The organism is Streptomyces sp. NPDC001219 (genome assembly GCF_053597915.1).
The window spans coordinates 19,670-43,174 of record NZ_JBSFJF010000037.1 but is presented as its reverse complement, the minus strand read 5'-3'; the positions used below and the strand labels follow the sequence as shown (position 1 = coordinate 43,174).

The following is a 23,505-nucleotide window of genomic DNA, read 5'->3' as shown; positions in this document are numbered from 1 at the left end:
AATCAGGCTCCTTGGGCGTTGGGCTGAGTCTCGGGCTGGGCGACAGGCTCAGGGACGGTGGGCCCGCCCAGGCGGCTCCTCAGCCGCTGATGCCAAACCGGACGCTTCCGGGGAGGGACGTGGTCGACGCCACCGAGCGACCACGGATTGCACCGCAGGATGCGCCAGGCTGTCAGCGCAGTTCCTTTCACCGCGCCATGCCGGTCGATGGCCGTGTAGCCATAGTGCGAGCACGACGGGTAGTACTTGCAGACCGGCCCCAGCAGGGGGCTGATGGTCCACTGGTAGATCTTGATCAAAAGCAGCAGCGGGTACTTCACTGTGCGCTCCCTCCCGGGTCCCGTCCGGGGTTCCGGGGGCCCGGGGCGCAGCCGCCGTCGGTCGCGGTCCCCGGGGGATTGCAGCCTCTCGGCACCCCTCCCAGCAGCCGCTCAAGGGCGGCATCCAGGTCGCGGGCCAGCTCGTCGTGATCCGCATCACCCGCGGCGGGCAGGGCCCGTACGACAACCAGGCTACCGGTGGGCAGCCGGTCCAGCCGGTCGCGCATGAGATGGCGAAGCCTGCGCTTGACCTTGTTGCGTACGACAGCGATGCCAACTGCCTTGCTCACGACGAAACCCGCACGTGCCAGGGGAACGCTTTCCCCCGACCCGTGCGGGTCCGTTGCACCGCTGCGAAGATGAACGACAAGGAGCGGGCGCCCGGCCCTGCGTCCCCGGCGTACCGCGGTCGCAAAGTCCTCGCGCCGCCTCAGCCGATACTCGGTAGGCAGCACGTCATGGACCTAGGTTGCTGCTCAGGCCGACAGGCGGGCGCGACCCTTGCCACGGCGGGACGCGAGGATCGCGCGGCCGGCACGGGTCCGCATGCGCAGACGGAAACCGTGGGTCTTCGCGCGGCGGCGGTTGTTCGGCTGGAAGGTGCGCTTGCTCACTCGGGGGCTCCAGGAATGCTTGTTGTCTCAGGAGAGACAGATGTGGGGCGTCGACTGGCTGTCACCGTGCGCCCACGAGTAGCTCGCAACGCCTAAGTGCACCGCTACACGATCACTCGAGCGTGATCTTTGCCCATCGGAGGCAGGCGGCAGCAGCCATCGACAACTCGACCTGGTCACGGTACGCGCGGCTACGCCATCCGGTCAAACCGGCTCCTCGGCAGCGCCCACCGGCCCCTTGTCAGGACACACTATGCACAGCCTGTGGACAACAACTTGAATCCCCAGGCCCGCCCTGACTACCGTGGCTGAACTTCGATTCCTTCCCGCCCGTCCTGAGAATCACACATTCGTGGGACTGTGAGAGAGCGTGCCCTGTGGCTGACGTACCTGCCGATCTTGCCGCAGTGTGGCCGCGCGTGCTCGATCACCTCCTTCGTGCGGAGATCGACGGGATCAAGCCCAAGGACCAGGACTGGCTCAAGCGCACCCAGCCGCTGGCGCTGGTCGCCGACACCGCGCTGCTCGCCGTCCCCAACGAGTACGCCAAGACCGTGCTCGAGGGCCGGCTGGCGCCGCTGATCGGGGAGGTCCTCACCCATGAGTGCGGCCGCCCGATCCGGATCGCGATCACCGTGGACGACTCCGCCGAGGAGCCCCCGGCGCAGTCCGCGCCGCCCGCTCCTCAGCACCAGTCCTCCCAGCAGTCCCCCACGCACCACCAGCCGACGCGTCAGTCACCGCAGCAGCACGAACCGCAGCAGCACAACGCGTACGACGGCTACGAACCCCGGCACGACAGCCGCCACGACTCCCGTCACGACAGCCGTCAGGGCTATGGGCACCAGGGCGACGACCTGCCCGGCGTCCGGCCCGCCTATCCGGACTACCAGCAGCCCCGGCACGAGCCCGGCGGCTGGCCGCAGATGGGCGGCGCCCCCGGTCCGCGCGACGACTACGGCTGGCAGCAGCAGCACCTCGGCGGATACCCCGAGCGTGACCCGTACGCCTCCCCGTCGTCCCATGTACCGCAGCATCAGCAGCGGCAGGGCGACTACCGTGCGCAGGCGCCCGACCGGAACGGGCCGCCGCAGCACTCCGACGGTCCGCGCGCCCCTTATGACCCGTCGCGCCGCGACCTCTCCGAGCACCAGCCCGGCGGGCACAACGGCCGCTCGGGCAACCCCGGCTCCGGCCCCGGCGCGGTGCTGCCCGCGCCCAGCGGTGCGCCCAGTCCGCTCGCCGCACAGCCCGCGCCGGCCACCGGCCCCGGTGAGCCGACCGCGCGGCTGAACCCGAAGTACCTCTTCGACACCTTCGTCATCGGTGCCTCGAACCGCTTCGCGCACGCCGCCGCGGTGGCCGTCGCCGAGGCGCCGGCCAAGGCGTACAACCCGCTGTTCATCTACGGGGAGTCGGGGCTGGGCAAGACCCACCTGCTGCATGCGATCGGGCACTACGCGCGCAGCCTCTATCCGGGCACCCGGGTGCGTTACGTGAGCTCGGAGGAGTTCACCAACGAGTTCATCAACTCCATCCGCGACGGCAAGGCGGACGCGTTCCGCAAGCGCTACCGCGACATGGACATCCTGCTGGTCGACGACATCCAGTTCCTGGCGAGCAAGGAGTCGACGCAGGAGGAGTTCTTCCACACCTTCAACACGCTGCACAACGCGAACAAGCAGATCGTGCTCTCCAGTGACCGGCCGCCCAAGCAGCTGGTCACCCTGGAGGACCGGCTGCGCAACCGCTTCGAGTGGGGACTGATCACCGACGTCCAGCCGCCCGAGCTGGAGACCCGGATCGCGATCCTCCGCAAGAAGGCGGTGCAGGAGCAGCTGAACGCGCCGCCGGAGGTGCTGGAGTTCATCGCGTCCCGGATCTCCCGCAACATCCGTGAGCTGGAGGGCGCGCTGATCCGGGTCACGGCGTTCGCCTCGCTCAACCGGCAGCCGGTGGACCTGGGGCTGACCGAGATCGTGCTGAAGGACCTGATCCCCGGCGGCGAGGATGCCGCGCCGGAGATCACCGCGACCGCGATCATGGCCTCCACCGCGGACTACTTCGGGCTGACCATCGACGATCTGTGCGGCTCCTCGCGCAGCCGGGTGCTGGTGACCGCCCGCCAGATCGCCATGTACCTCTGCCGCGAGCTGACCGATCTCTCGCTGCCGAAGATCGGCGCGCAGTTCGGCGGCCGGGACCACACGACCGTGATGCACGCCGACCGCAAGATCCGCGCGCTGATGGCCGAGCGGCGTTCGATCTACAACCAGGTCACCGAGCTGACCAACCGCATCAAGAACGGCTGAGGCCGGCCACAGGACGCCCAGGGCGCTCCGGGACCCGCTCCCGGAGCGCCCTTCGTCATACGAGGACCGCCCGCCCGGCGCCCCGCTCGTCCTCTCTCTTCCCGCCGCTTCCCGCTTCCGTCCGTTTCCCTGTGCGCCGTTCTGCGCGCTGCTGCCGAGCGCGTCCGAGTCCGCTGCACACCTCTCCCGAACCCGCTACGAGCCGCTCGGTCCCCCGTCCCGATACGCCCTTCCGTCGTCCCAAACCTGTGGAGCGCGCCGCCCGTGTTCGATTCCGGGGCGGGTCACGGCCTCTCTCCACAGATTGGGCAAGAATCTTCCGTCCACATCCTGGGGAGGGGAAAGTTATCCCTGTGCGATCCACAGGCAGGTGTGCTGACGGGTCATCGGAGGAGGTCAGCCGCATGTGGAATTGTGGCCAACCGTCCTCCACAGGGTGTGGACAGAGGATTCGTCCACAGGGCGGCCGGCCGCTTGTCCACTGCCTGCCCACAGGCAAACCGCTGTTGTCCCCAGCGATCACCGGCTTCTCCACATCGCTGTCCACTGTTCGGCAACACGACACCCGCCCTCACCGGGCCGAGTGAAAGCCGTCACACCAAGGTGCCCGGTTGGGCTGTGGGGAACGTGGGTAAAGCTGGGGACGGCGCTGGGGAGAAGTACCTGTCCCCTGTGCATCGGGTGTGCAGAACTTCCGGCGGTCCACAGAACCGCCCGCTTATCCACGGCCGCCACCCACAGGGGCGGTGGACAAAAAGTCCGCGTTGACCTGCGCAAAAGCGGTTGTCCACGGTTTCCACAGCCCCTACTACTACGACCACGGATATCTACCGGGGAACTCGTTCGGAAACGGGGCCTGTGCACAAGTTGGCCGCCCGGCGTCCGTCCGCGGTCGAGTCGACTTGACCCCGAGCCGCACCGACTGTCGGTGGCGTGCGTCAGACTGGTCTCCGGCAACCCAGCCGACGACGAAGGCCAGCAGGGCGAAGAGCCAGCAACAGCAGGAGGCGGTTTCCGGTGAAGATCCGGGTGGAGCGCGATGTACTCGCGGAGGCAGTGGCCTGGGCGGCCAAGAGCCTCCCGGCCCGTCCGCCGGTGCCCGTCCTCGCGGGCCTGCTGCTGAAGACGGAGGACGGCACGCTGAGCCTCTCCGGCTTCGACTACGAGGTCTCCGCGCGGGTCTCGGTGGACGCGGAGGTGGAAGAGGAGGGCACGGTCCTCGTCTCCGGCCGGCTGCTCGCCGACATCTGCCGTGCGCTTCCCAACCGCCCGGTGGAGATCTCCACCGACGGTGTACGGGTCACCGTCGTCTGCGGCTCCTCGCGGTTCACCCTCCACACCCTCCCTGTGGAGGAGTACCCGGCCCTGCCGACCATGCCCACCGCCACCGGCACCGTTCCCGGTGAGGTCTTCGCCGCGGCCGCCGCCCAGGTCGCCATCGCCGCCGGCCGTGACGACACCCTTCCGGTGCTCACCGGCGTCCGGATCGAGATCGAGGGCGACACCGTCACCCTGGCCTCCACCGACCGCTACCGCTTCGCGGTGCGCGAGTTCCTGTGGAAGCCGGAGAGCCCGGACGCCTCCGCGGTCGCGCTGGTCCCCGCCAAGACCCTGCTGGACACCGCCAAGTCCCTGAGCAGCGGCGACACCGTCACGCTGGCGCTGTCCGGCTCCGGCCAGGGCGAGGGCCTGATCGGTTTCGAGGGCGCCGGCCGCCGGACGACGACCCGTCTGCTGGAAGGCGACCTGCCGAAGTACCGCACGCTCTTCCCGACCGAGTTCAATTCGGTCGCCGTGATCGAGACCGCCCCGTTCGTCGAGGCCGTCAAGCGTGTGGCGCTGGTGGCCGAGCGGAACACCCCGGTCCGGCTGAGCTTCGAGCAGGGCGTGCTGATCCTGGAGGCCGGCTCCAGCGACGATGCACAGGCTGTGGAGAGGGTCGACGCCGATCTGGACGGCGACGACATCTCGATCGCCTTCAACCCCGGATTCCTCCTCGAGGGCCTGTCGGCCATCGACTCCCCCGTGGCGCAGCTGTCCTTCACGACCTCCACCAAGCCCGCGCTGCTGAGCGGCCGGCCGGCCAAGGACGCCGAGGCGGACGACGCGTACAAGTACCTGATCATGCCGGTGCGGCTGTCGGGCTGACGGCCGGGAGAGCGCGGGCCACGCGGGTGGCGGTCGCCGGTCCGTCCGGCCGGCCGCCACCGGACAACGTCCCTGGCCACGGGCCTTGTGGCGGCCGGCTGCCCGGCCCCTGATGAGCGGCTGAGCCCACAGGTGTGCACGGACCTGCGGGCGTAGGCTCGGTCTCGGGTACACCAGCAACCACTACGTGCAAAGAGGGTCTCTGATGGAGCTCGGTCTCGTCGGTCTCGGCAAGATGGGCGGCAACATGCGCGAGCGCATTCGCCGTGCCGGCCACACCGTCATCGGATACGACCGCAACCCGGACCTGGCGGATGTCAACAGCCTCCAGGGGCTTGTGGAGAAGCTCAAGGGTCCGCGGGTGGTCTGGGTCATGGTGCCGGCCGGTGCCGCCACCCAGTCCACGATCGACGAGCTGGCCGAGCTGCTCTCGCCGGGCGACATCGTCGTGGACGGCGGCAACTCCCGCTGGACCGACGACGAGAAGCACGCCGAGGAGCTGAAGGCCAAGGGCATCGGCTTCGTCGACTGCGGTGTCTCCGGCGGCGTCTGGGGCCTGGAGAACGGCTACGCGCTGATGTACGGCGGCGACAAGGACGATGTCGCCAAGGTGCAGCCGGTCTTCGACGCGCTCAAGCCCGAGGGCGAGTTCGGCTCGGTGCACGCCGGCAAGGTTGGCGCCGGCCACTTCGCGAAGATGGTCCACAACGGCATCGAGTACGCGATGATGCAGGCCTTCGCCGAGGGCTGGGAGCTCCTGGAGAAGGTCGACTCCGTCACCGACGTCCGCGAGGTCTTCCGTTCGTGGCAGGAGGGTACGGTCATCCGTTCCTGGCTGCTCGACCTGGCCGTCAACGCGCTCGACGACGACGAGCACCTGGCGAAGCTGCGCGGTTTCGCCGCCGACTCCGGTGAGGGCCGCTGGACGGTCGAGGCCGCGATCGACAACGCCGTGCCGCTGCCCGCGATCACGGCCTCGCTCTTCGCGCGCTTCGCGTCCCGGCAGGACGACTCCCCGCAGATGAAGATGATCGCCGCGCTGCGCAACCAGTTCGGTGGCCACGCGGTCGAGAGCAAGAAGTAAGCGGTCGCCGCGAGAACCCGCGGCGACCGGAAGCAACAGCCAGCAACAGCACGCAGCAGCCGGGGGAGGTCGGCACCCAGCCATGCACCTTTCGCATCTGTCCCTCGCCGACTTCCGCTCGTACGCCCGGGTCGAGGTGCCACTCGATCCGGGCGTCACGGCGTTCGTGGGCCCCAACGGCCAGGGGAAGACCAACCTGGTCGAGGCGGTCGGCTATCTCGCCACGCTGGGCAGCCACCGGGTCTCCTCGGACGCCCCGCTGGTACGCATGGGCGCCGAGCGGGCGGTCGTCCGGGCCGCGGTCGTCCAGGGCGAACGGCAGCAGCTGATCGAGCTGGAACTCAACCCGGGCAAGGCCAACCGCGCCAGGATCAACAGGTCCTCGCAGGTCAGGCCGCGGGACGTACTGGGGATCATCCGGACGGTGCTGTTCGCGCCGGAGGACCTGGCGCTGGTCAAGGGCGATCCGGGGGAGCGCCGGCGGTTCCTCGACGAGCTGATCACCGCGCGCTCGCCGCGGATGGCCGGGGTGCGCTCGGACTACGACCGGGTCCTCAAGCAGCGCAACACCCTGTTGAAGACCGCCGCGTTGGCGCGGCGGCACGGCGGCCGGCAGATGGATCTGTCCACCCTCGACGTGTGGGACCAGCATCTGGCCCGCGCGGGCGCCGAGCTGCTGGCGCAGCGGCTCGATCTGATCGCCACGCTGCGGCCGCTCGCGGACAAGGCCTATGAACAGCTGGCGCCCGGCGGCGGGCCGCTGGCACTGGAGTACCGCGGCTCGGCGGGCGAGGCGCTCGCCGACGCCACCACCCGCGAGGAGCTGTACGGCGTGCTGCTGACGGCGCTCGGCGAGGCCCGTAAGGGAGAGATCGAGCGCGGGGTGACGCTGGTCGGTCCGCACCGCGACGACCTGGTGCTCAAGCTGGGAGAGCTCCCGGCGAAGGGGTACGCCAGCCACGGCGAGTCCTGGTCGTACGCGCTGGCGCTGCGGCTGGCCTCGTACGACCTGCTGCGGGCCGAGAGTCCCATGGGCGGGCCCGAAGGGCCCTCCAACGGGGGCGGCGGCGGGCGACGGGCGGGCGAGCCGGTGCTCGTCCTCGACGACGTCTTCGCCGAGCTGGACACGCGGCGCCGTGAGCGGCTGGCGGAGCTGGTGGCCCCGGGCGAGCAGGTGCTGGTGACGGCCGCGGTGGACGACGATGTGCCCGGCGTGCTGACCGGGACGCGCTACGCGGTGTCCGGCGGCGCCGTGGAGAAGGTGACCCCGTGAGCGAGGAGCAGCCCGACCCGCCGCGGCCGCCGGAGCTCTCCGGGGTGGACCTGGCCCGCCAGGCGCTGGTGGCCGCCAAGGAGCAGGCGCGGGCGCGGGGCGCGGCCGCGCAGCAGAAGAAGCAGGCCCGGCGCGGCGGGCTGCGCTCGGGGGCGCGCGCGGACGGCCGCGATCCGCTGCCGCTCGGTGCGGCGATCAACCGGCTGATCACCGAGCGCGGCTGGGAGACCCCGGCGGCGGTCGGCGGGGTGATGGGGCGCTGGCCCCAGCTGGTCGGTCCCGAGGTGGCCCAGCACTGCGAGCCGCAGAAGTACGACGAGGACGCCCGGGTGCTGACGGTGCAGTGCGACTCGACGGCCTGGGCGACGCAGCTGCGGCTGCTGGCCCCGACGCTGGTGGCCCGCCTCAACGAGGACCTGGGGCACGGCACCGTGAAGATGCTCAAGGTGCTGGGCCCCGGCGGCCCGGCCCGGCGCTACGGAGCGCTGCGCGCACCGGGCAGCAAGGGCCCCGGCGACACCTACGGATGACCCCCGGACCCCTTGGGCGGCCTGCCGAAGACCCCTGTATACGGGTGAGGCGGATGAGACTCCGCTCACGGTAGCCACCGGTTGACAGTCCGAAGCGCTGAGTGCCCGCGTGAGCGTCCTGAGGCCCCGTCTCGGATATGGGGAGTCGGCGGACGCCAGTTCAGGGCGGCACATGACGACTCAGGTACCTGCAAACCCCCATGAGTGTCAGCGCCACCGGTACACTGGTAGCAATCCCGCCCACTCGCGGAACATGTCGAACGACGCAGCCGCTCCCGCCTGTCTTCCTGGGGTCACCCGCACAGGCGCGGAAGGGCTTGTGCTGTGCCAGAAAGGGCGCTTCGTGGCCGACTCCGGCGACCTCAACGAGAACAACACGGCTTCTACTGAAGAGGAGGTTCCTGTCGGCCCGACGGGCGACTCCGCGGTGGAGAAGTCGTACGACGCCAGCGCGATCACCGTCCTCGAAGGCCTGGACGCGGTCCGCAAGCGTCCCGGCATGTACATCGGCTCCACCGGTGAGCGCGGTCTGCACCACCTGGTGCAGGAGGTCGTCGACAACTCCGTCGACGAGGCGCTGGCCGGCCACGCCGACACCATCGACGTGACGATCCTGGCCGACGGCGGCGTGCGCGTCGTCGACAACGGGCGCGGTATCCCCGTCGGCATCGTGCCGTCCGAGAACAAGCCGGCCGTCGAGGTCGTGCTGACCGTGCTGCACGCGGGCGGCAAGTTCGGCGGCGGCGGGTACGCGGTCTCCGGTGGTCTGCACGGCGTGGGTGTGTCCGTCGTGAACGCCCTGTCGCAGCGGGTCGCGGTGGAGATCCGCACGGACGGCTTCCGCTGGACCCAGGAGTACAAGCAGGGTGTGCCGACCGCCCCGCTGGCCCAGCACGAGGCCACCGAGGAGTCCGGCACCTCGGTCACCTTCTGGGCCGACGGCGAGATCTTCGAGACCACCACCTACAGCTTCGAGACGCTGTCGCGCCGCTTCCAGGAGATGGCGTTCCTCAACAAGGGCCTGAGCATCTCGCTCAAGGACGAGCGCCCGGACCACGTGGACGAGGACGGCACGCCGCTCTCGGTGCGGTACCACTACGAGGGCGGCATCGTCGACTTCGTGAAGTACCTCAACTCCCGCAAGGGCGAGCTGGTGCACCCGACGGTGGTCTCGGTGGAGGCCGAGGACAAGGAGCGGAACCTCTCCGTCGACCTCGCGATGCAGTGGAACACCCAGTACAGCGAGGGTGTCTACAGCTTCGCCAACATCATCCACACCCATGAGGGCGGTACCCACGAGGAGGGCTTCCGCGCCGCGCTGACCGGCCTGATCAACCGCTACGCGCGCGACAAGAAGCTGCTGCGGGAGAAGGACGACAACCTCACGGGCGAGGACATCCGCGAGGGTCTGACGGCGATCATCTCGGTCAAGCTCGCCGAGCCGCAGTTCGAGGGCCAGACCAAGACCAAGCTGGGCAACACCGAGGTCAAGACCTTCGTCCAGAAGGTGGTCCACGAGCACCTCAACGACTGGCTGGACCGCAACCCCAACGAGGCCGCGGACATCATCCGCAAGGGCATCCAGGCGGCCACCGCGCGCGTGGCGGCCCGTAAGGCGCGCGATCTGACCCGGCGTAAGGGGCTGCTGGAGACCGCGTCGCTGCCCGGCAAGCTGAGCGACTGCCAGTCCAACGACCCGGCCAAGTGCGAGATCTTCATCGTCGAGGGTGACTCCGCCGGCGGCTCGGCCAAGTCCGGCCGTAACCCGGAGTACCAGGCGATCCTGCCGATCCGAGGCAAGATCCTCAACGTCGAGAAGGCCAGGGTCGACAAGATCCTGCAGAACAACGAGGTCCAGGCGCTGATCTCGGCGTTCGGCACGGGCGTGCACGAGGACTTCGACATCGAGAAGCTCCGCTATCACAAGATCATCCTGATGGCGGACGCCGACGTCGACGGTCAGCACATCAACACCCTGCTGCTCACCTTCCTCTTCCGCTTCATGCGGCCGCTGGTCGAGGCCGGGCACGTCTACCTCTCCCGCCCGCCGCTGTACAAGATCAAGTGGGGCCGGGACGACTTCGAGTACGCCTACTCCGACGCGGAGCGGGACGCGCTGATCGAGCTCGGCAAGCAGAACGGCAAGCGGATCAAGGACGACTCGGTCCAGCGGTTCAAGGGTCTCGGTGAGATGAACGCCGAGGAGCTGCGGGTCACGACCATGGACACCGACCACCGTGTCCTCGGCCAGGTCTCCCTGGACGACGCGGCCCGCGCGGACGACCTGTTCTCCGTGCTGATGGGTGAGGACGTCGAGGCACGTCGCTCGTTCATCCAGCGCAACGCCAAGGACGTCCGCTTCCTCGACATCTGAGCCCTGTCGGCCCGTACAACAGCCGCAGCTCGAAAGGACTTTGAACCACCATGGCCGACGAGAACTCCCCTGTGACCCCGGACGGCGTGACCGCCGAGGGCGCGCCCGCCGCCATCGAAGGCGTCGGGATGCGCGTCGAGCCCGTCGGGCTCGAGACGGAGATGCAGCGCTCCTACCTCGACTACGCGATGTCCGTCATCGTCTCGCGTGCGCTGCCGGACGTCCGGGACGGCCTCAAGCCCGTCCACCGCCGCGTCCTGTACGCGATGTACGACGGCGGCTACCGCCCCGAGAAGGGCTTCTACAAGTGCGCCCGCGTCGTCGGCGACGTCATGGGTACGTACCACCCGCACGGCGACTCCTCCATCTACGACGCCCTGGTCCGCCTGGCCCAGCCCTGGTCGATGCGGATGCCGCTGGTCGACTCCAACGGCAACTTCGGCTCCCCGGGCAACGACCCGGCGGCCGCCATGCGGTACACCGAGTGCAAGATGGCGCCGCTGTCGATGGAGATGCTCCGGGACATCGACGAGGAGACCGTCGACTTCCAGGACAACTACGACGGCCGTAACCAGGAGCCGACGGTCCTGCCGGCGCGCTTCCCCAACCTGCTGATCAACGGGTCGGCCGGTATCGCGGTCGGTATGGCCACCAACATCCCGCCGCACAACCTGCGCGAGGTCGCGGCCGGTGCCCAGTGGGCGCTGGAGCACCCGGAGGCGTCCAGTGAGGAGCTGCTGGAGGCGCTGATCGAGCGGATCAAGGGCCCGGACTTCCCCACCGGCGCGCTGGTGGTGGGCCGCAAGGGCATCGAGGAGGCCTACCGCACCGGCCGTGGCTCCATCACGATGCGCGCGGTGGTCGAGGTCGAGGAGATCCAGAACCGCCAGTGCCTGGTGGTCACCGAGCTGCCCTACCAGGTCAACCCGGACAACCTCGCGCAGAAGATCGCCGACCTGGTCAAGGACGGCAGGATCGGCGGCATCGCGGACGTCCGCGACGAGACCTCCTCGCGTACGGGCCAGCGCCTGGTCATCGTCCTCAAGCGGGACGCGGTCGCCAAGGTCGTCCTCAACAACCTCTACAAGCACACCGATCTGCAGACCAACTTCGGTGCGAACATGCTCGCCCTGGTGGACGGAGTGCCGCGCACGCTGTCCCTGGACGCGTTCATCCGCAACTGGGTCACCCACCAGATCGAGGTCATCGTCCGCCGGACGAAGTTCCGGCTGCGCAAGGCCGAGGAGCGGGCGCACATCCTGCGCGGTCTGCTCAAGGCGCTGGACGCCATCGACGAGGTCATCGCGCTGATCCGGCGCAGTGAGACGGTCGATGTCGCGCGCGAGGGCCTGATGGGCCTGCTGGAGATCGACGAGATCCAGGCGAACGCGATCCTGGAGATGCAGCTGCGCCGGCTGGCCGCCCTGGAGCGCCAGAAGATCACCGCCGAGCACGACGAGCTGCAGCGCAAGATCAACGAGTACAACGCGATCCTGGCCTCCCCGGAGCGGCAGCGCCAGATCATCAGCGAGGAACTCGCCGCGATCGTCGACAAGTTCGGCGACGACCGGCGCTCCAAGCTGGTGCCCTTCGAGGGCGACATGTCCATCGAGGACCTGATCGCCGAGGAGGACATCGTCGTCACGATCACCCGTGGCGGCTATGTGAAGCGGACGAAGACCGACGACTACCGCTCGCAGAAGCGCGGCGGCAAGGGCGTACGGGGCACGAAGCTCAAGGAAGACGACATCGTCGACCACTTCTTCGTCTCCACGACCCACCACTGGCTGCTGTTCTTCACGAACAAGGGCCGGGTCTACCGCGCCAAGGCGTACGAACTCCCGGACGCGGGCCGGGACGCGCGGGGTCAGCATGTGGCCAACCTCCTCGCCTTCCAGCCGGACGAGCAGATCGCGCAGATCCTGGCGATCCGCGACTACGAGGCCATGCCCTATCTGGTGCTCGCCACCAAGGCCGGCCTGGTGAAGAAGACGCCGCTCAAGGACTACGACTCGCCGCGTTCCGGCGGTGTCATCGCGATCAACCTGCGCGAGCAGGAGGACGGCACCGACGACGAGCTGATCGGCGCCGAGATGGTGTCGGAGCACGACGACCTGCTGCTGATCAGCAAGAAGGCCCAGTCGATCCGGTTCACGGCGACGGACGAGGCGCTGCGCCCGATGGGCCGGGCCACGTCCGGTGTGAAGGGCATGAGCTTCCGCGAGGGCGACGAGCTGCTCTCGATGAACGTGGTCCGCGCCAACACCTTCGTGTTCACCGCGACGGACGGCGGGTACGCGAAGCGCACCGCGGTCGACGAGTACCGCGTCCAGGGCCGCGGCGGTCTGGGCATCAAGGCCGCCAAGATCGTCGAGGACCGGGGTTCGCTGGTCGGCGCGCTGGTCGTCGAGGAGACGGATGAGATCCTCGCGGTGACGCTCGGGGGTGGCGTGATCCGTACGCGGGTCAACGAGGTGCGCGAGACGGGCCGTGACACCATGGGCGTCCAACTGATCAACCTGGGCAAGCGTGATGCCGTCGTCGGCATCGCATGGAACGCCGAGGCCAGCCGCGAAGCCGAAGAGGTCGACGGGGGCGACGAGCCCGACGGGACCGAGGCGGCGGAGGCCGTGGCCGCGGAGACCGAGGGCGAGCAGCCCGCGGAGTAACACGAGGAGTAGATCGTGAGTGGAGCCACGGGCGCTGCAGCGGGTGGGTCGGGAGCCGAGAAGGACTCCTCGTCCGGACCCGCGACCGTGACGGAGGACAGCGCCCGTGGCTCTGCCGTTTCCGGCACCGCCTCCGGGGACGACGAGGGCGCGCAGCAGGGGGGACCCGTGACCGACACCCGACAGCCGCAGCCGGAGCCGCAGGAGAAGGCCGGGAGCGGCGCCCAGCAGCCGTATCAGCCGCCTGAGGCGTATCCCACCGGCGGCGGGCAGAAGGGCGGGCAGGCGGTGCGCGTGCCCCGTACGGACGCCCGTACGGCCCCGCGGACCCGCAAGGCCCGGCTGCGGGTGGCCCGCGCCGATCCGTGGTCGGTGATGAAGGTCAGCTTCCTGCTCTCCATCGCGCTGGGCATCTGCACGGTCGTGGCCGTCGTGGTGCTGTGGATGGTGATGAACGCGATGGGCGTCTTCTCCACGGTCGGCGGGACGATCAGCGAGGCCACCGGCTCCGGTGACGGTGGCGGCTTCGATCTCCAGGCGTTCCTGTCGCTGCCGCGGGTGCTGCTGTTCACCTCGATCATCGCGGTGATCGACGTGGTGCTGGCGACGGCGCTGGCCACGCTCGGTGCCTTCATCTACAACCTGTCGGCCGGGTTCGTCGGGGGTGTGGAGCTCACCCTCGCCGAGGATGAGTGACCCCTCGGGGGAGGGCGTTCGGGAGGCTCCGTGAACCGATTTTGGGAACACCTCTGAAGTGCGCTAATCTTTCGGTGCAGCGAACGCGCGGCTATAGCTCAGACGGTTAGAGCGCTTCCCTGATAAGGAAGAGGCCCCAGGTTCAAGTCCTGGTAGCCGCACTGCACAATCGGCCCGGCCGGGGAACTCCCCGGCCGGGCCGATTCGTTGTACGGAGACGGAAGTTGGCTCGCGACAGGTGCCCCGGAAGAGGTGTTGCCGACCGCGGGCTAGGTAACCGATCGGTATCGGTCGGTGTGTATCATCGGCCGACATAGGTCCCCTACGTCAACGAAAGACGAGGTCGCGCGGTGAAGAAGCTTCTCCTGGTCGCACTGGCCGCCATCGGCGGGCTCCTCGTGTACCGCCAGATCCAGGCGGATCGCGCCGAGCAGGATCTGTGGACGGAGGCGACCGACTCCGTGCCCGCAGGTTCGGGTGTCTGAGACCCCACACGCACAGCAGGTTCGTACGGACCCCGACTGCCTCCCGGTGGTCGGGGTTTCGTGCGTCCGGGGGCGGGTGGAGCGGTCGGTGAGGCCGGAGTCGGGGGCGGTGCGGGAGTGGCTGATTGTCGTTGGAGGGCTTTGACGGTGAGCCTCTTGGGTTTGCTATAGCACATCATTTACTTGCATGTGCAAAGCTTCTTTCTGTGGTGTGACCAGCGGAGCGCAAGGGGGAACAGGGCGTGGGGCAACGACCACGCCGGGGCGGTGTGCTCGGCGGGCTGTTGTCGGCCCTGGTCAACCCACCACTTCAGGCCACCGCGGCCCCTCCGGGCCAGGTGCCCGCCGCTGTGGGCAGCGGGCTGGTGATGGTGGTGGGCGACACGGCCTGTGCGCGGCTGGAATGCCTGGCCGAGGCCGGTAACGGGCAGTCGCCGCACACTGGCCGATGGAGCTGACGTTTCACGTGGAACATCCGCTGCCGGAGGGCGTCCCGCCCGCGCAGTCGGAGCCGGTAGTGCGGCGCGGGCGGCAAGGACGCCAAGCTGCCCACCAGTGTCCCCAGGGATGTCGCCGGCGGCACCGGCTTCCGTGGGCAGCAGCTGCGTTACGACGCGGAGTTCGCCAACGAGCCGACAGCCAGGGGCTGCAGCACCGTGATGTCCTCCGGCGGCACTCAGGTCTGCACACCGTTCCGTGCGCCGGTCGGCAGCGTCAGCACGGGTCGCGGACGGTAGCCCCCAGGGCGATTCCCGGGGCTCGGGGGACGGGACGCCGGGTGGCGGTGGAGGATGTCCACAGGACGTGTGGCGGCGGTCGCCGTCGGCGGTGTGGCGTACTGCTGCCGGCCGGCCTCGCGGTCGCCTACGGGCGGGCGCGCGGGAAGTCGCCTGCCGACGGCGGGAATTCCGATCCGATGAGGGGTGGCTCGTGGTGACGGGGCGCACGACGTACAGGGGCATAGCCGTGCTGACGGCGCTCGCCGTGGTGCCGGTCCTGCCGGGGACGGTGGGGGTGGCCTCCGCCGAAGACGTCCCCCGCTACCGCACGGCGCAGGGCGCCACCGCGATCGAGGGCAGGCGGAGCGCCTCGGACGCACCGCCGCTCAAGCCGGGTCTGCACACCGACTCCATCAGGCGCGGCGAGCAGAAGTGGTACGCCGTCAACCTGGACGCCACGACCAGCGCGTACTTCTCGGCCGTCGCAGCGCCCACGCCCGGCACCAAGGTCAGGGACTACGGCGACAAGCTGACCCTCACCGTCCAGGACAGCGACGGCGCGACCTGCGGCTCGGAGGCCCGGCCGTCCTTCAACGGCGGTGGTATGGCCTACCCGATCGCCGACTACGCGTCCCGCCGCATCGGCGCCGACCGTACGGAGTGCCAGAAGGCCGGCCCGTACTACCTCGTGATCACTCGCGAGGGATCGGCGACCTCCGGCTCCGATACCTGGCCGCTGGAGCTCGACTACCTCAACGAGCCCCCGCTGGAGGGCAATGCGCCCGCCAGGCCCGGACAGGGCACCTGGAGTACCGAGACACCGGCACCGCGTACGGACACCACCAAGCGCAGGGCCAAGGGCGGCACCGGCTTCAATGACGCGGGCTCGGTCGCCACGGGTGTCTGGACGGACCGGATCAGGCCCGGCGAGACCCGCTTCTACCGCGTACCGGTGGACTGGGGACAGCGGCTCAACCTGAGCGCCGAGCTGCCCAACGCGACCTCGACCCGCTCTTCCGCCTTCCTGGCCCGGGTGCTCGGTCTGGGCGTCTACAACCCGGCGCGCGGTGCGGTCGGCGAGCCCCGCTTCGTCTCGTACACCGGGAAACCGGCCGCCGCCAAGCAGTTCACGGCGCCCGTCGACTACGGCAACCGCTTCGGCTCGGCCGGCGCGGTCAGCGCGATGCGGTTCGCGGGCTGGTACTACGTCGAGGTGAGCCTGCACCCCGACGCGGCGCAGTACTTCCGCAAGGGCGCGGAACTGACCCTCCGGGTGGACGTCCGCGGCACCGCCAAGGCCGGACCCGGCTACGCCGCGCCGACGAGCGACTTCTCGGTCACGCCCGGGGACCGGGACGCGGCACGGAAGGGCCAGACCGCGCAGGAGGCGGGGAAGAGCGGCACCCTGCTGACGGTGGCCTACGCCGGGATCGGCACGGGCGTGGTGCTGCTGGTGGGACTCGGAGTGTGGACGCTGGTGGCGCGGCGGTCGGCGGCACGTGCGGCGGGCGCGCAGGCCGGGCCGGGCGGTCAGCCCTCGCTGCCGGGGCAGTTGGCGGACACCACACAACAGAGGCCGCAGAACACCCGGTTCGGGCCGCCACAGGGCTGGTAGAGGGGCTCCGAGGGGCGGCGCCCTCCCGGCGCCCCACGGCGCCGTGGCGGGGCGTCAGGCGGCGATCAGAGCCCACACGCCGACCGCGATGCACAGGAGTGCCACGACCAGCACCGGGATCGCGACCTTCGGGGGCGGTCCCGGCTTCCGGTACGGCGCGGGGCGGGCCATGCCCGGGACGGTGGCCGGGGCGCCCGCCGGGGGCTGCCCGGGAACCGGGAGCGGGCCCGCCGTGTAGGGGCGGGTCGCGGCCACTTCCGGAGGGGCTGCGGTCGGCTCGTACGAGGGTGCCGGGGGCGGCGCCGGCGGCAGACCCGACGATGCGGGCGGACCGGCCGGGGCGCCGTGGTGGGTGCCGTGGCCGGTCGGCGCACCGCCGTGCCCCGTGAACGTGCCGCTGTGCCCCGTGAAGGTGCCGCTGTGGCCGGTGAAGGCGTCGCCGTGGCCCGGGAAAGCGCCGCTGTGCCCCGTGGATGCGTCGCCGTGGCCGGTGGGCAGTCCGTGTGGGCCGGTGGGCGCCCCGCTGTGGCCCGTGGTTGCGCTGCCCGGCATCGCCGTCGGCATCGGGGCGGGCGTGGGCGCCGGGGGCGGTGTCTGCGGGGTGCTCGGCTCCGGCGGGGCGAGCTGGAAGCTGCCGGTGTCCGACATGGAGACATGACCGGTGGTCCCGCTGCCCGTGGCGGCACCGGCCGTCGCGGGGCCCGCCGTGTCCCTGGGACGCAGCGGCCCGTCCGGCCCGAAGCCGGCCGGCAGTGGCCCTATGTGATCGAAGACCTCGACGACCTCGTCCTCGATCGTGGACTCCGGCAGCAGCTCGACGGCCGACAGCATCGCCTTGCGCGCCCCGGTGGCCGTCTTGAACCGCGCGTCCGGATCTGGGTGGACCAGGGACGCCAGCACCTGCCACAGCGGCTCCGGGACGTCCTCCGGCGCGTTCGGGATGCCGTGCTCGGCGAAGTGCCGGCTGAGCGCCTCGCCGTCCGGCTTGGTGCCGGTGATCAGATAGAGCGCGACCAGACCGACCGCGAAGAGGTCAGCGGGGAAGTCCGGTTCGGCGCCCAGCAGTTGCTCCGGAGCGAAGTAACCGGGTGTCCCCACCACGTAGTTGGCCTCGGTGAGCCGCGGCTCGCCCTTGCGCATCGCGATGCCGAAGTCGGACAGCCGCAGATGCGGCCGCCCGGTGCCGGTGGCCTCCAGCAGGATGTTCGCCGGTTTGATGTCGCGGTGCACCACCCCCTCCGCGTGCACCGCGGTCAGCCCGGCCAGCAGCTGGTCCAGGAGCAGGCACACGAAGCGGGGCGGCAGCGGGCCGTAGTCCCCGATCAGATGTGCCAGCGAGCCGCCGTTCACCAGGTCCATGGTGAACAGGACCTTGTCGTCGTCGGCGGCCCAGCTCGCCGGGGCCAGCACATGCGGATGGTCGATCCGCAGCGCCTGTTCGCGGACGAAGCGCAGCAGGGTGTGCGCGTCGCTCTGCTGCAGCACCTTGGCGGCAACGTAGCGGCGGCGCCGGGCGTCCCAGGCGCGCCAGACGGCGCCCACCCCACCCCGTCCGATCGGGTCGATCAACTCATACCGACCGGCGAAGACCTCACCCATTGCGCCCCGTCCGCCTTCTGAATCCGCGACGTCCCCTGCGGCTAACCCTGGTGCGCCTCGTAATGGGCGACCGCGTCCGCGGTGCGGCCGGCACCGTAGACCCGGAGGAACTCTGCCAGTTCGGGGTGAGCCGGGGCGAGGGTGTTCGCCGCATCGATGATGTCCCCGGCGTCGGCGACCGACCGCAGCAGCGACTGGATCTCACGCACCACGCGCCGCACCGTGGTCGCCCCCGTCGACGAGGTCTGCTGCGCCGTGTTGTTCAGCACCGAACCCCCCGCCGTCTTCTTGATCTCCTCCATACGGTCCGTGGCCTCGGCGGCGCTCACACTGCCGTCCGCGACCTGCCCGGCCAGGTCCTGCAGCGCCTGTACCCGCTGCACCACGGCCGGGTTGCCTATCTTCGCGCGCTGCCCGCTCATCAGCTGGGACAGCATCGGGGCTGAAAGGCCGAGCACCGCGGCCAGCCGTGCCTGATTCAGCCCGAGATCGTCGATGAGACGGCGGAACAACGCACCCAGAGGCTCCCCGTACCAACTGCGCTGTAGCTCCCGGGCCCGCGCGGTGGCTTCCTGCTGTGCCGAGTCCATACCCTCTCCCCTGTCTCCCCGATCGCTTCGCTGCCGCGAATCTCGCGAAGCATCCTACGGAGAGCGACGGTGCGCGGCGATACCCGGTCGGGAAAGCGTCCGGACACCGGGTACCCTGGTGCGCGAAGGGGCCTTAGCTCAGTTGGTAGAGCGCTGTCTTTGCATGGCAGATGTCAGGGGTTCGACTCCCCTAGGCTCCACTCCTCAAAGCCCTCCCGATCGGCGAAAATCGCTGGTCAGGAGGGTTTTTCAGGTTTCTGACGAGATATCGGGCACCGCTCGGCACCGGCACCGTCGGGCCGTAAACGACCGGGCCGGGCCCGACGCCCCCGTAGGGATGACGGGCCCGGCCCGGGAAGCCGGTGGTCCGGCTTTCAGCCCTTGCCGCCGCGGCGTTCGTCGGCCTCGGCCTGCTTGGCCTCGACGTCGGGGTCCAGCGTGGCGCCCTCGCTGCCGTCGACCGCGCTCAGCCGGCCGCGGTCGCTGACCTCGGTGGGCGCCGGCGGCTCGACCAGCCAGTCCGGGTTGGCCTGCTTGTCCCACCACTTCCAGGCGGCGATCGCACCGCCGGCCAGGATGCCCAGCACGGTGAGGCGCTTGGCGAGCTTGCCGCACTTGGCCCGCCGGCTGTGCTTCTTCTGGAGCTTGGCGATCTCGGCGGCCGTCACCTGGCCGCGCAGCGCGGCGAGCGCGGCGGTACCGCGGGCGAAGGCTTCCTCGCGGACCGGTTCGGCCGCGGCGCGGGCGTGGGTCACCGCGTGCTCCAGCCGCGGTGCCGTGTAGTCGGCCGCCTGGCGGGCCGCCTTACGGGTGCGGCAGGCGGCCCGGGTCGCCGCGGCGTCCACCTTGGGCGGCAGCGTGCCACGGGCGTGCTCGATACGTGGGTGCAGATGCGCGTCGTACTGCGCACGTGCCTGATGAGCGGCCTCGGCCACCTTCGGAGCCGCGCGTGTGCGGGCCTCGTGAGCGAAGTGCGCGGCGGCTTCCTTGGCCGTACCGGCATACGGAGCCACCACCTCCGCGGCGTGCCGCACGCTGTCCTTGGCCGTATCGGTCGCGGCGCGCACGCTTTTCTTGCGGGTCACGGGATCCTCCTCCTCGGTGGCGTGTCCGGGGCTTGGGGGGTTGGTCCCCCGTGTCTTCTCTGTCGCCTGTCCACCCGTTTGAAGATCATGCCCGCTCATGCGTGGTACGGCATGTGCGAGCGGGCATCCGGGTCATTGCGGACGTTCCGGAGTCCTGTTGACGACAATGCCACGATTTGCCGCCCCGGGCGCTGGAAATCGGTACGAAAAACGTGAAGAGGTGCGGGACGGACGGCGCGCACATGTGGCGACGAGGTCTTCGGCGGGCCGGTCCATGCGAGGATCAGGAACCGTCAGTGAAGACTTATGGAAGGTAGACCGTGGCTGAGCAGCTCTACGCCACCCTGAAGACCAACCAGGGCGACATCGAGATTCGGCTCCTGCCGAACCATGCACCGAAGACGGTGAAGAACTTCGTCGAGCTCGCCAACGGTGAGCGGGAGTGGACCCACCCGGCCACCGGCAAGAAGTCCACGGACCGGCTGTACGACGGCACCGTCTTCCACCGTGTGATCAGCGGCTTCATGATCCAGGGCGGCGACCCGCTGGGCAACGGCACCGGCGGCCCCGGCTACGAGTTCGGGGACGAGTTCCACCCCGACCTGGCCTTCAACAAGCCGTACCTGCTGGCCATGGCCAACGCCGGCCCGGGCACCAACGGCTCGCAGTTCTTCGTCACCGTCGGGGCGACCGCCTGGCTGACCGGCAAGCACACCATCTTCGGTGAGGTCAGCAACGAGGCCAGCAAGAAGGTCGTCGACGCCATCGCCGCCACCCAGACCAACCCGCGCACCGACCGTCCGCTCCAGGACGTCGTGATCGAGTCGGTGGCCATCGAGACCCGCTGACCCGCGTCATACGCCCCGGAGAGGTCCGGGGAACCATTGCGCCCCGCCCGGTCGTACATCAGGCGGGGCGCGACGCTCGTCCGCGGGGTCAAGCCGGGCGGGCAGGCGAGGTGCTGACGCGCCGGACGGAGAAGAGGACGAGGGACGGATGGACCAGGTGCCAGGCAGCCCGAAGGAGCCGCAGGAAGCGCGGGGTGACGACGGCCTGCCGGGCTGCCACCGCCACCCGGATCGCACCACCGGTATTCGCTGCACCCGTTGTGACCGGCCCATATGCCCCGAGTGCATGGTCAGTGCCTCGGTCGGCTTCCAGTGCCCGGACTGTGTACGCAGCGGTGGCGGCACCGGACATCCGCCGCAGGCCGCCGCACCGCGCACGATCGCGGGCGGCACCATCGCGGCCGATCCGCGGCTGATCACCAAGATCCTGCTGGGCATCAACGCCGCCGTCTTCGTCGCCGTGCTGGCGACCGGCGGTGAGCTGAGCCCGCTGGTCAACCGCCTCGATCTGCTCGGGCTCGCCGCCGACCCGAGCCGGTACCAGCTCGTCGGTGTCGCCGAGGGCGAGTGGTACCGCCTGCTGACCGCGATGTTCCTGCACCAGGCCATCGCGCACTTCGCGTTCAACATGCTCTCGCTGTGGTGGCTGGGCCCGCCGCTGGAGGCGGCGCTCGGCCGGCTGCGGTTCGTCGCGCTCTATCTGCTGGCCGGCCTGGGCGGCAGTGCCCTGTCGTATCTGCTCGCCGCGCAGAACCAGCCCTCACTGGGGGCGTCCGGCGCGATCTTCGGGCTGCTCGGTGCGACGGCGGTGCTGCTGCGGCGGATGAAGTACGACATGAAGCCGGTGCTGATCCTGCTCGGCCTCAACCTGGCCTTCACGTTCCTGTGGCCCAACATCGCCTGGCAGGCCCATGTCGGCGGCCTGGTCGTGGGCGCCGCGGTGGCGTTCGGGATGGTGCATGCGCCGCGTGCCCACCGGACCCTGGTGCACGGCGCGACCTGTGCGGCGATGCTGCTCGCGATCGTCGCGGTGGTGTGGGTACGGACCCTGCAGCTGCTGGGCTGAGAGTCCGTACCGCCACGTTGTCCACAGTGCGTGGCCGATCTTGTGCAAGCTGTGCGGAACTCTTGTTCCGGTCCGCTCCGGCCTGCGTTTCCCCAGCAAGGACAGGGGGAGCCGGAGGCCGGAGGAGGGTGCCGTCGATCACACCGGCGTCAACATCCGGAGGGTTATCCACAGATCTTCTGAAGTTTTCCCCGGCTGTGGATAACCGTGTGGATGGCCTTGGGCAGGGCTTGCGCTACTTCCACTGGGTGGATACGCCGAAGCCCACCGCGATGAAGCCGAAGCCGCAGACGATGTTCCAGTTGCCCATGGCCGCGATCGGCAGATCGCCCTCGGACACGTAGAACAGCACGATCCATACGAGCCCGATCAGGAACATCGCCAGCATCAGCGGCGCCACCCAACCACGGCCTGAGCTCATCTTCAGGCTGGTGGTCTTCGCCGGCGGCGGCGTGAAGTCGTCCTTCTTGCGGATCCGTGACTTCGGCACGAGGAACTCTCCTGTCGATGCGCTGCTCCCCCGCTCGTGGCTTCGTTCGAGCGGGCGGTGCCCCCATCCGCGGGGGAGGTACGAGGTGTGCGCCAGGGCGCGGACGCGGTGGGGAGCGGATTCCTTTCCCGGGCGTCCGTTAGCGTAGTGCTTCCGTGGCGCCGTAAGGAGTAAGGGTACGTTGAGCAATTCCGCTGACTCCCCCGACCGCCCCGCTCGTTCCCGCCTGCGGCCTGTGCGCCTCCTCACCCTGGTCGTCTTCGCGCTCGCCGGGCTGCTGTTCTGGCTGAGCTTCGACACCGCACGGGGTACGAATCTGCGCTCGGACGACTCGATGCTCCGGCTGTCCGACCTCATTCAGGAACGCAGCCACAAAAACGGCGCCCAGGACGACCGTAACGCCACTCTGCGGGAAGAGGTCGACGCGCTCGCACAGCGCGACAACGGCAGCTCCCGGGCCGAGGAAGCCAAGCTCAAGTCGCTGGAGAAGAACGCCGGGACCAAGGCGCTGAAAGGCCAGGGCGTCACGGTCACGCTCACCGACGCCCCGCCGAACGCCACCGCCAAGATCCCCGGGCTGCCCGAGCCGCAGCCCAACGACCTGGTCATCCACCAGCAGGATCTGCAGGCCGTGGTGAACGCCCTGTGGAAGGGCGGCGCCAAGGGCATCAAGGTCATGGACCAGCGGCTGATCTCCACCAGCGCGGTGCGCTGCGTCGGCAACACCCTGATCCTCCAGGGCCGGGTCTACTCCCCGCCGTACAAGGTCACCGCCGTCGGCAACCGCGAGGCCCTCACCACCGCGCTGACCGCGTCCCCCGCCATCCAGAACTATCTCCAGTACGTGAACGCCTACGGCCTGGGCTGGAAAGTCGACCAGCACGAGGCGGTGACTCTTCCCGGCTACTCCGGCACAGTGGATCTCCACTACGCACAGCCTGTGAAGCCGTAGCCCGCACGCCGCGGGCACCGGGGAGGGGCGGGGCCG

The 23,505-nt window shown here is 69.8% G+C and carries 20 protein-coding genes, 2 tRNA genes and 1 pseudogene; 16 read left to right on the top strand and 7 right to left on the bottom strand.

Annotation, left to right across the window (positions count from 1 at the left end; translation table 11 throughout):
- Positions 1–2: 2 nt before the first annotated feature.
- The 3 genes and pseudogenes from yidD to rpmH form a co-directional block, all read right to left on the bottom strand.
- Positions 3–320, bottom strand: a complete 318-nt coding sequence (gene yidD / locus ACWC9R_RS22980; protein WP_006604423.1) for a membrane protein insertion efficiency factor YidD — start codon at positions 318–320, stop codon at positions 3–5.
- Positions 321–406: 86 nt separating this feature from the next.
- Positions 407–775 (bottom strand): annotated as a pseudogene (rnpA, locus tag ACWC9R_RS22975) (ribonuclease P protein component); the annotation flags it as partial.
- A 21-nt stretch (positions 776–796) separates the two neighbouring features.
- Positions 797–934: a 50S ribosomal protein L34 gene (gene rpmH / locus ACWC9R_RS22970; RefSeq protein WP_003949374.1), complete on the bottom strand. Its 138-nt coding sequence runs from the start codon at positions 932–934 to the stop codon at positions 797–799.
- Between the two features lie 377 nt (positions 935–1,311).
- On the opposite strand from rpmH, the gene dnaA reads away from it, so the two are divergent.
- The 12 genes from dnaA (at position 1,312) to ACWC9R_RS22910 (ending at position 16,839) form a co-directional block, all read left to right on the top strand.
- Entirely contained in the window at positions 1,312–3,246 is a 1,935-nt protein-coding gene (gene dnaA / locus ACWC9R_RS22965; protein ID WP_450734085.1) for a chromosomal replication initiator protein DnaA, read from the top strand.
- A gap of 1,017 nt (positions 3,247–4,263) precedes the next feature.
- A complete protein-coding gene (gene dnaN, locus ACWC9R_RS22960; protein ID WP_030075713.1) occupies positions 4,264–5,394 on the top strand; it encodes a DNA polymerase III subunit beta in 1,131 nt (376 codons plus the stop codon).
- A 205-nt stretch (positions 5,395–5,599) separates the two neighbouring features.
- Positions 5,600–6,478, top strand: coding sequence for a phosphogluconate dehydrogenase (NAD(+)-dependent, decarboxylating) (gene gnd / locus ACWC9R_RS22955; protein WP_362600409.1), 879 nt, complete (start codon positions 5,600–5,602; stop codon positions 6,476–6,478).
- Between the two features lie 82 nt (positions 6,479–6,560).
- The gene (recF, locus tag ACWC9R_RS22950) at positions 6,561–7,751 is read left to right on the top strand and encodes a DNA replication/repair protein RecF (RefSeq protein ID WP_450734083.1); all 1,191 of its coding nucleotides are present in this window, start codon (positions 6,561–6,563) and stop codon (positions 7,749–7,751) included.
- Positions 7,748–8,281 (top strand): DUF721 domain-containing protein, encoded by a 534-nt coding sequence (locus ACWC9R_RS22945; RefSeq protein WP_362600414.1) that lies wholly within the window; start codon positions 7,748–7,750, stop codon positions 8,279–8,281. The genes recF and ACWC9R_RS22945 overlap by 4 nt, the downstream gene beginning before the upstream one ends.
- A gap of 319 nt (positions 8,282–8,600) precedes the next feature.
- A complete protein-coding gene (gene gyrB, locus ACWC9R_RS22940; protein WP_450734080.1) occupies positions 8,601–10,655 on the top strand; it encodes a DNA topoisomerase (ATP-hydrolyzing) subunit B in 2,055 nt (684 codons plus the stop codon).
- Between the two features lie 50 nt (positions 10,656–10,705).
- Positions 10,706–13,324: a DNA gyrase subunit A gene (gyrA, locus tag ACWC9R_RS22935; RefSeq protein ID WP_450734078.1), complete on the top strand. Its 2,619-nt coding sequence runs from the start codon at positions 10,706–10,708 to the stop codon at positions 13,322–13,324.
- Between the two features lie 15 nt (positions 13,325–13,339).
- A complete protein-coding gene (locus ACWC9R_RS22930) occupies positions 13,340–14,020 on the top strand; it encodes a DUF3566 domain-containing protein (RefSeq protein ID WP_450734076.1) in 681 nt (226 codons plus the stop codon).
- Between the two features lie 87 nt (positions 14,021–14,107).
- Positions 14,108–14,181, top strand: a tRNA-Ile gene (locus ACWC9R_RS22925).
- Positions 14,182–14,370: 189 nt separating this feature from the next.
- Positions 14,371–14,505 (top strand): DLW-39 family protein, encoded by a 135-nt coding sequence (locus ACWC9R_RS22920; RefSeq protein ID WP_003958712.1) that lies wholly within the window; start codon positions 14,371–14,373, stop codon positions 14,503–14,505.
- Positions 14,506–14,747: 242 nt separating this feature from the next.
- A complete protein-coding gene (locus ACWC9R_RS22915; protein ID WP_450734074.1) occupies positions 14,748–14,963 on the top strand; it encodes a hypothetical protein in 216 nt (71 codons plus the stop codon).
- Between the two features lie 472 nt (positions 14,964–15,435).
- Complete coding sequence (locus tag ACWC9R_RS22910) at positions 15,436–16,839, top strand: hypothetical protein (protein WP_450734073.1); 1,404 nt, start codon at positions 15,436–15,438, stop codon at positions 16,837–16,839.
- Positions 16,840–16,893: 54 nt separating this feature from the next.
- On the opposite strand, the gene ACWC9R_RS22905 is transcribed toward ACWC9R_RS22910, so the two are convergent.
- On the bottom strand, positions 16,894–18,438 hold the full coding sequence (locus tag ACWC9R_RS22905; RefSeq protein ID WP_450734071.1) for a protein kinase domain-containing protein: 1,545 nt from the start codon (positions 18,436–18,438) through the stop codon (positions 16,894–16,896).
- A gap of 41 nt (positions 18,439–18,479) precedes the next feature.
- Entirely contained in the window at positions 18,480–19,028 is a 549-nt protein-coding gene (locus ACWC9R_RS22900) for a helix-turn-helix domain-containing protein (protein WP_362600428.1), read from the bottom strand.
- A 127-nt stretch (positions 19,029–19,155) separates the two neighbouring features.
- Here ACWC9R_RS22900 and ACWC9R_RS22895 point away from each other — a divergent pair.
- Positions 19,156–19,228, top strand: a tRNA-Ala gene (locus ACWC9R_RS22895).
- 174 nt (positions 19,229–19,402) lie between these two features.
- Here ACWC9R_RS22895 and ACWC9R_RS22890 read toward each other — a convergent pair.
- The gene (locus ACWC9R_RS22890) at positions 19,403–20,113 is read right to left on the bottom strand and encodes a DUF5324 family protein (protein ID WP_450734069.1); all 711 of its coding nucleotides are present in this window, start codon (positions 20,111–20,113) and stop codon (positions 19,403–19,405) included.
- Positions 20,114–20,433: 320 nt separating this feature from the next.
- Here ACWC9R_RS22890 and ACWC9R_RS22885 point away from each other — a divergent pair, with 320 nt between their 5' ends.
- Together ACWC9R_RS22885 and ACWC9R_RS22880 are read left to right on the top strand one after the other, a co-directional pair.
- A complete protein-coding gene (locus tag ACWC9R_RS22885) occupies positions 20,434–20,961 on the top strand; it encodes a peptidylprolyl isomerase (protein ID WP_362600434.1) in 528 nt (175 codons plus the stop codon).
- 148 nt (positions 20,962–21,109) lie between these two features.
- Positions 21,110–22,027 (top strand): rhomboid family intramembrane serine protease, encoded by a 918-nt coding sequence (locus ACWC9R_RS22880; protein ID WP_450734067.1) that lies wholly within the window; start codon positions 21,110–21,112, stop codon positions 22,025–22,027.
- Between the two features lie 235 nt (positions 22,028–22,262).
- Here ACWC9R_RS22880 and crgA read toward each other — a convergent pair whose 3' ends face one another.
- Positions 22,263–22,517, bottom strand: coding sequence for a cell division protein CrgA (gene crgA / locus ACWC9R_RS22875; RefSeq protein WP_450734065.1), 255 nt, complete (start codon positions 22,515–22,517; stop codon positions 22,263–22,265).
- A gap of 181 nt (positions 22,518–22,698) precedes the next feature.
- Here crgA and ACWC9R_RS22870 point away from each other — a divergent pair, with 181 nt between their 5' ends.
- Positions 22,699–23,469, top strand: a complete 771-nt coding sequence (locus tag ACWC9R_RS22870; RefSeq protein WP_362600443.1) for a DUF881 domain-containing protein — start codon at positions 22,699–22,701, stop codon at positions 23,467–23,469.
- Positions 23,470–23,505 lie beyond the last annotated feature (36 nt).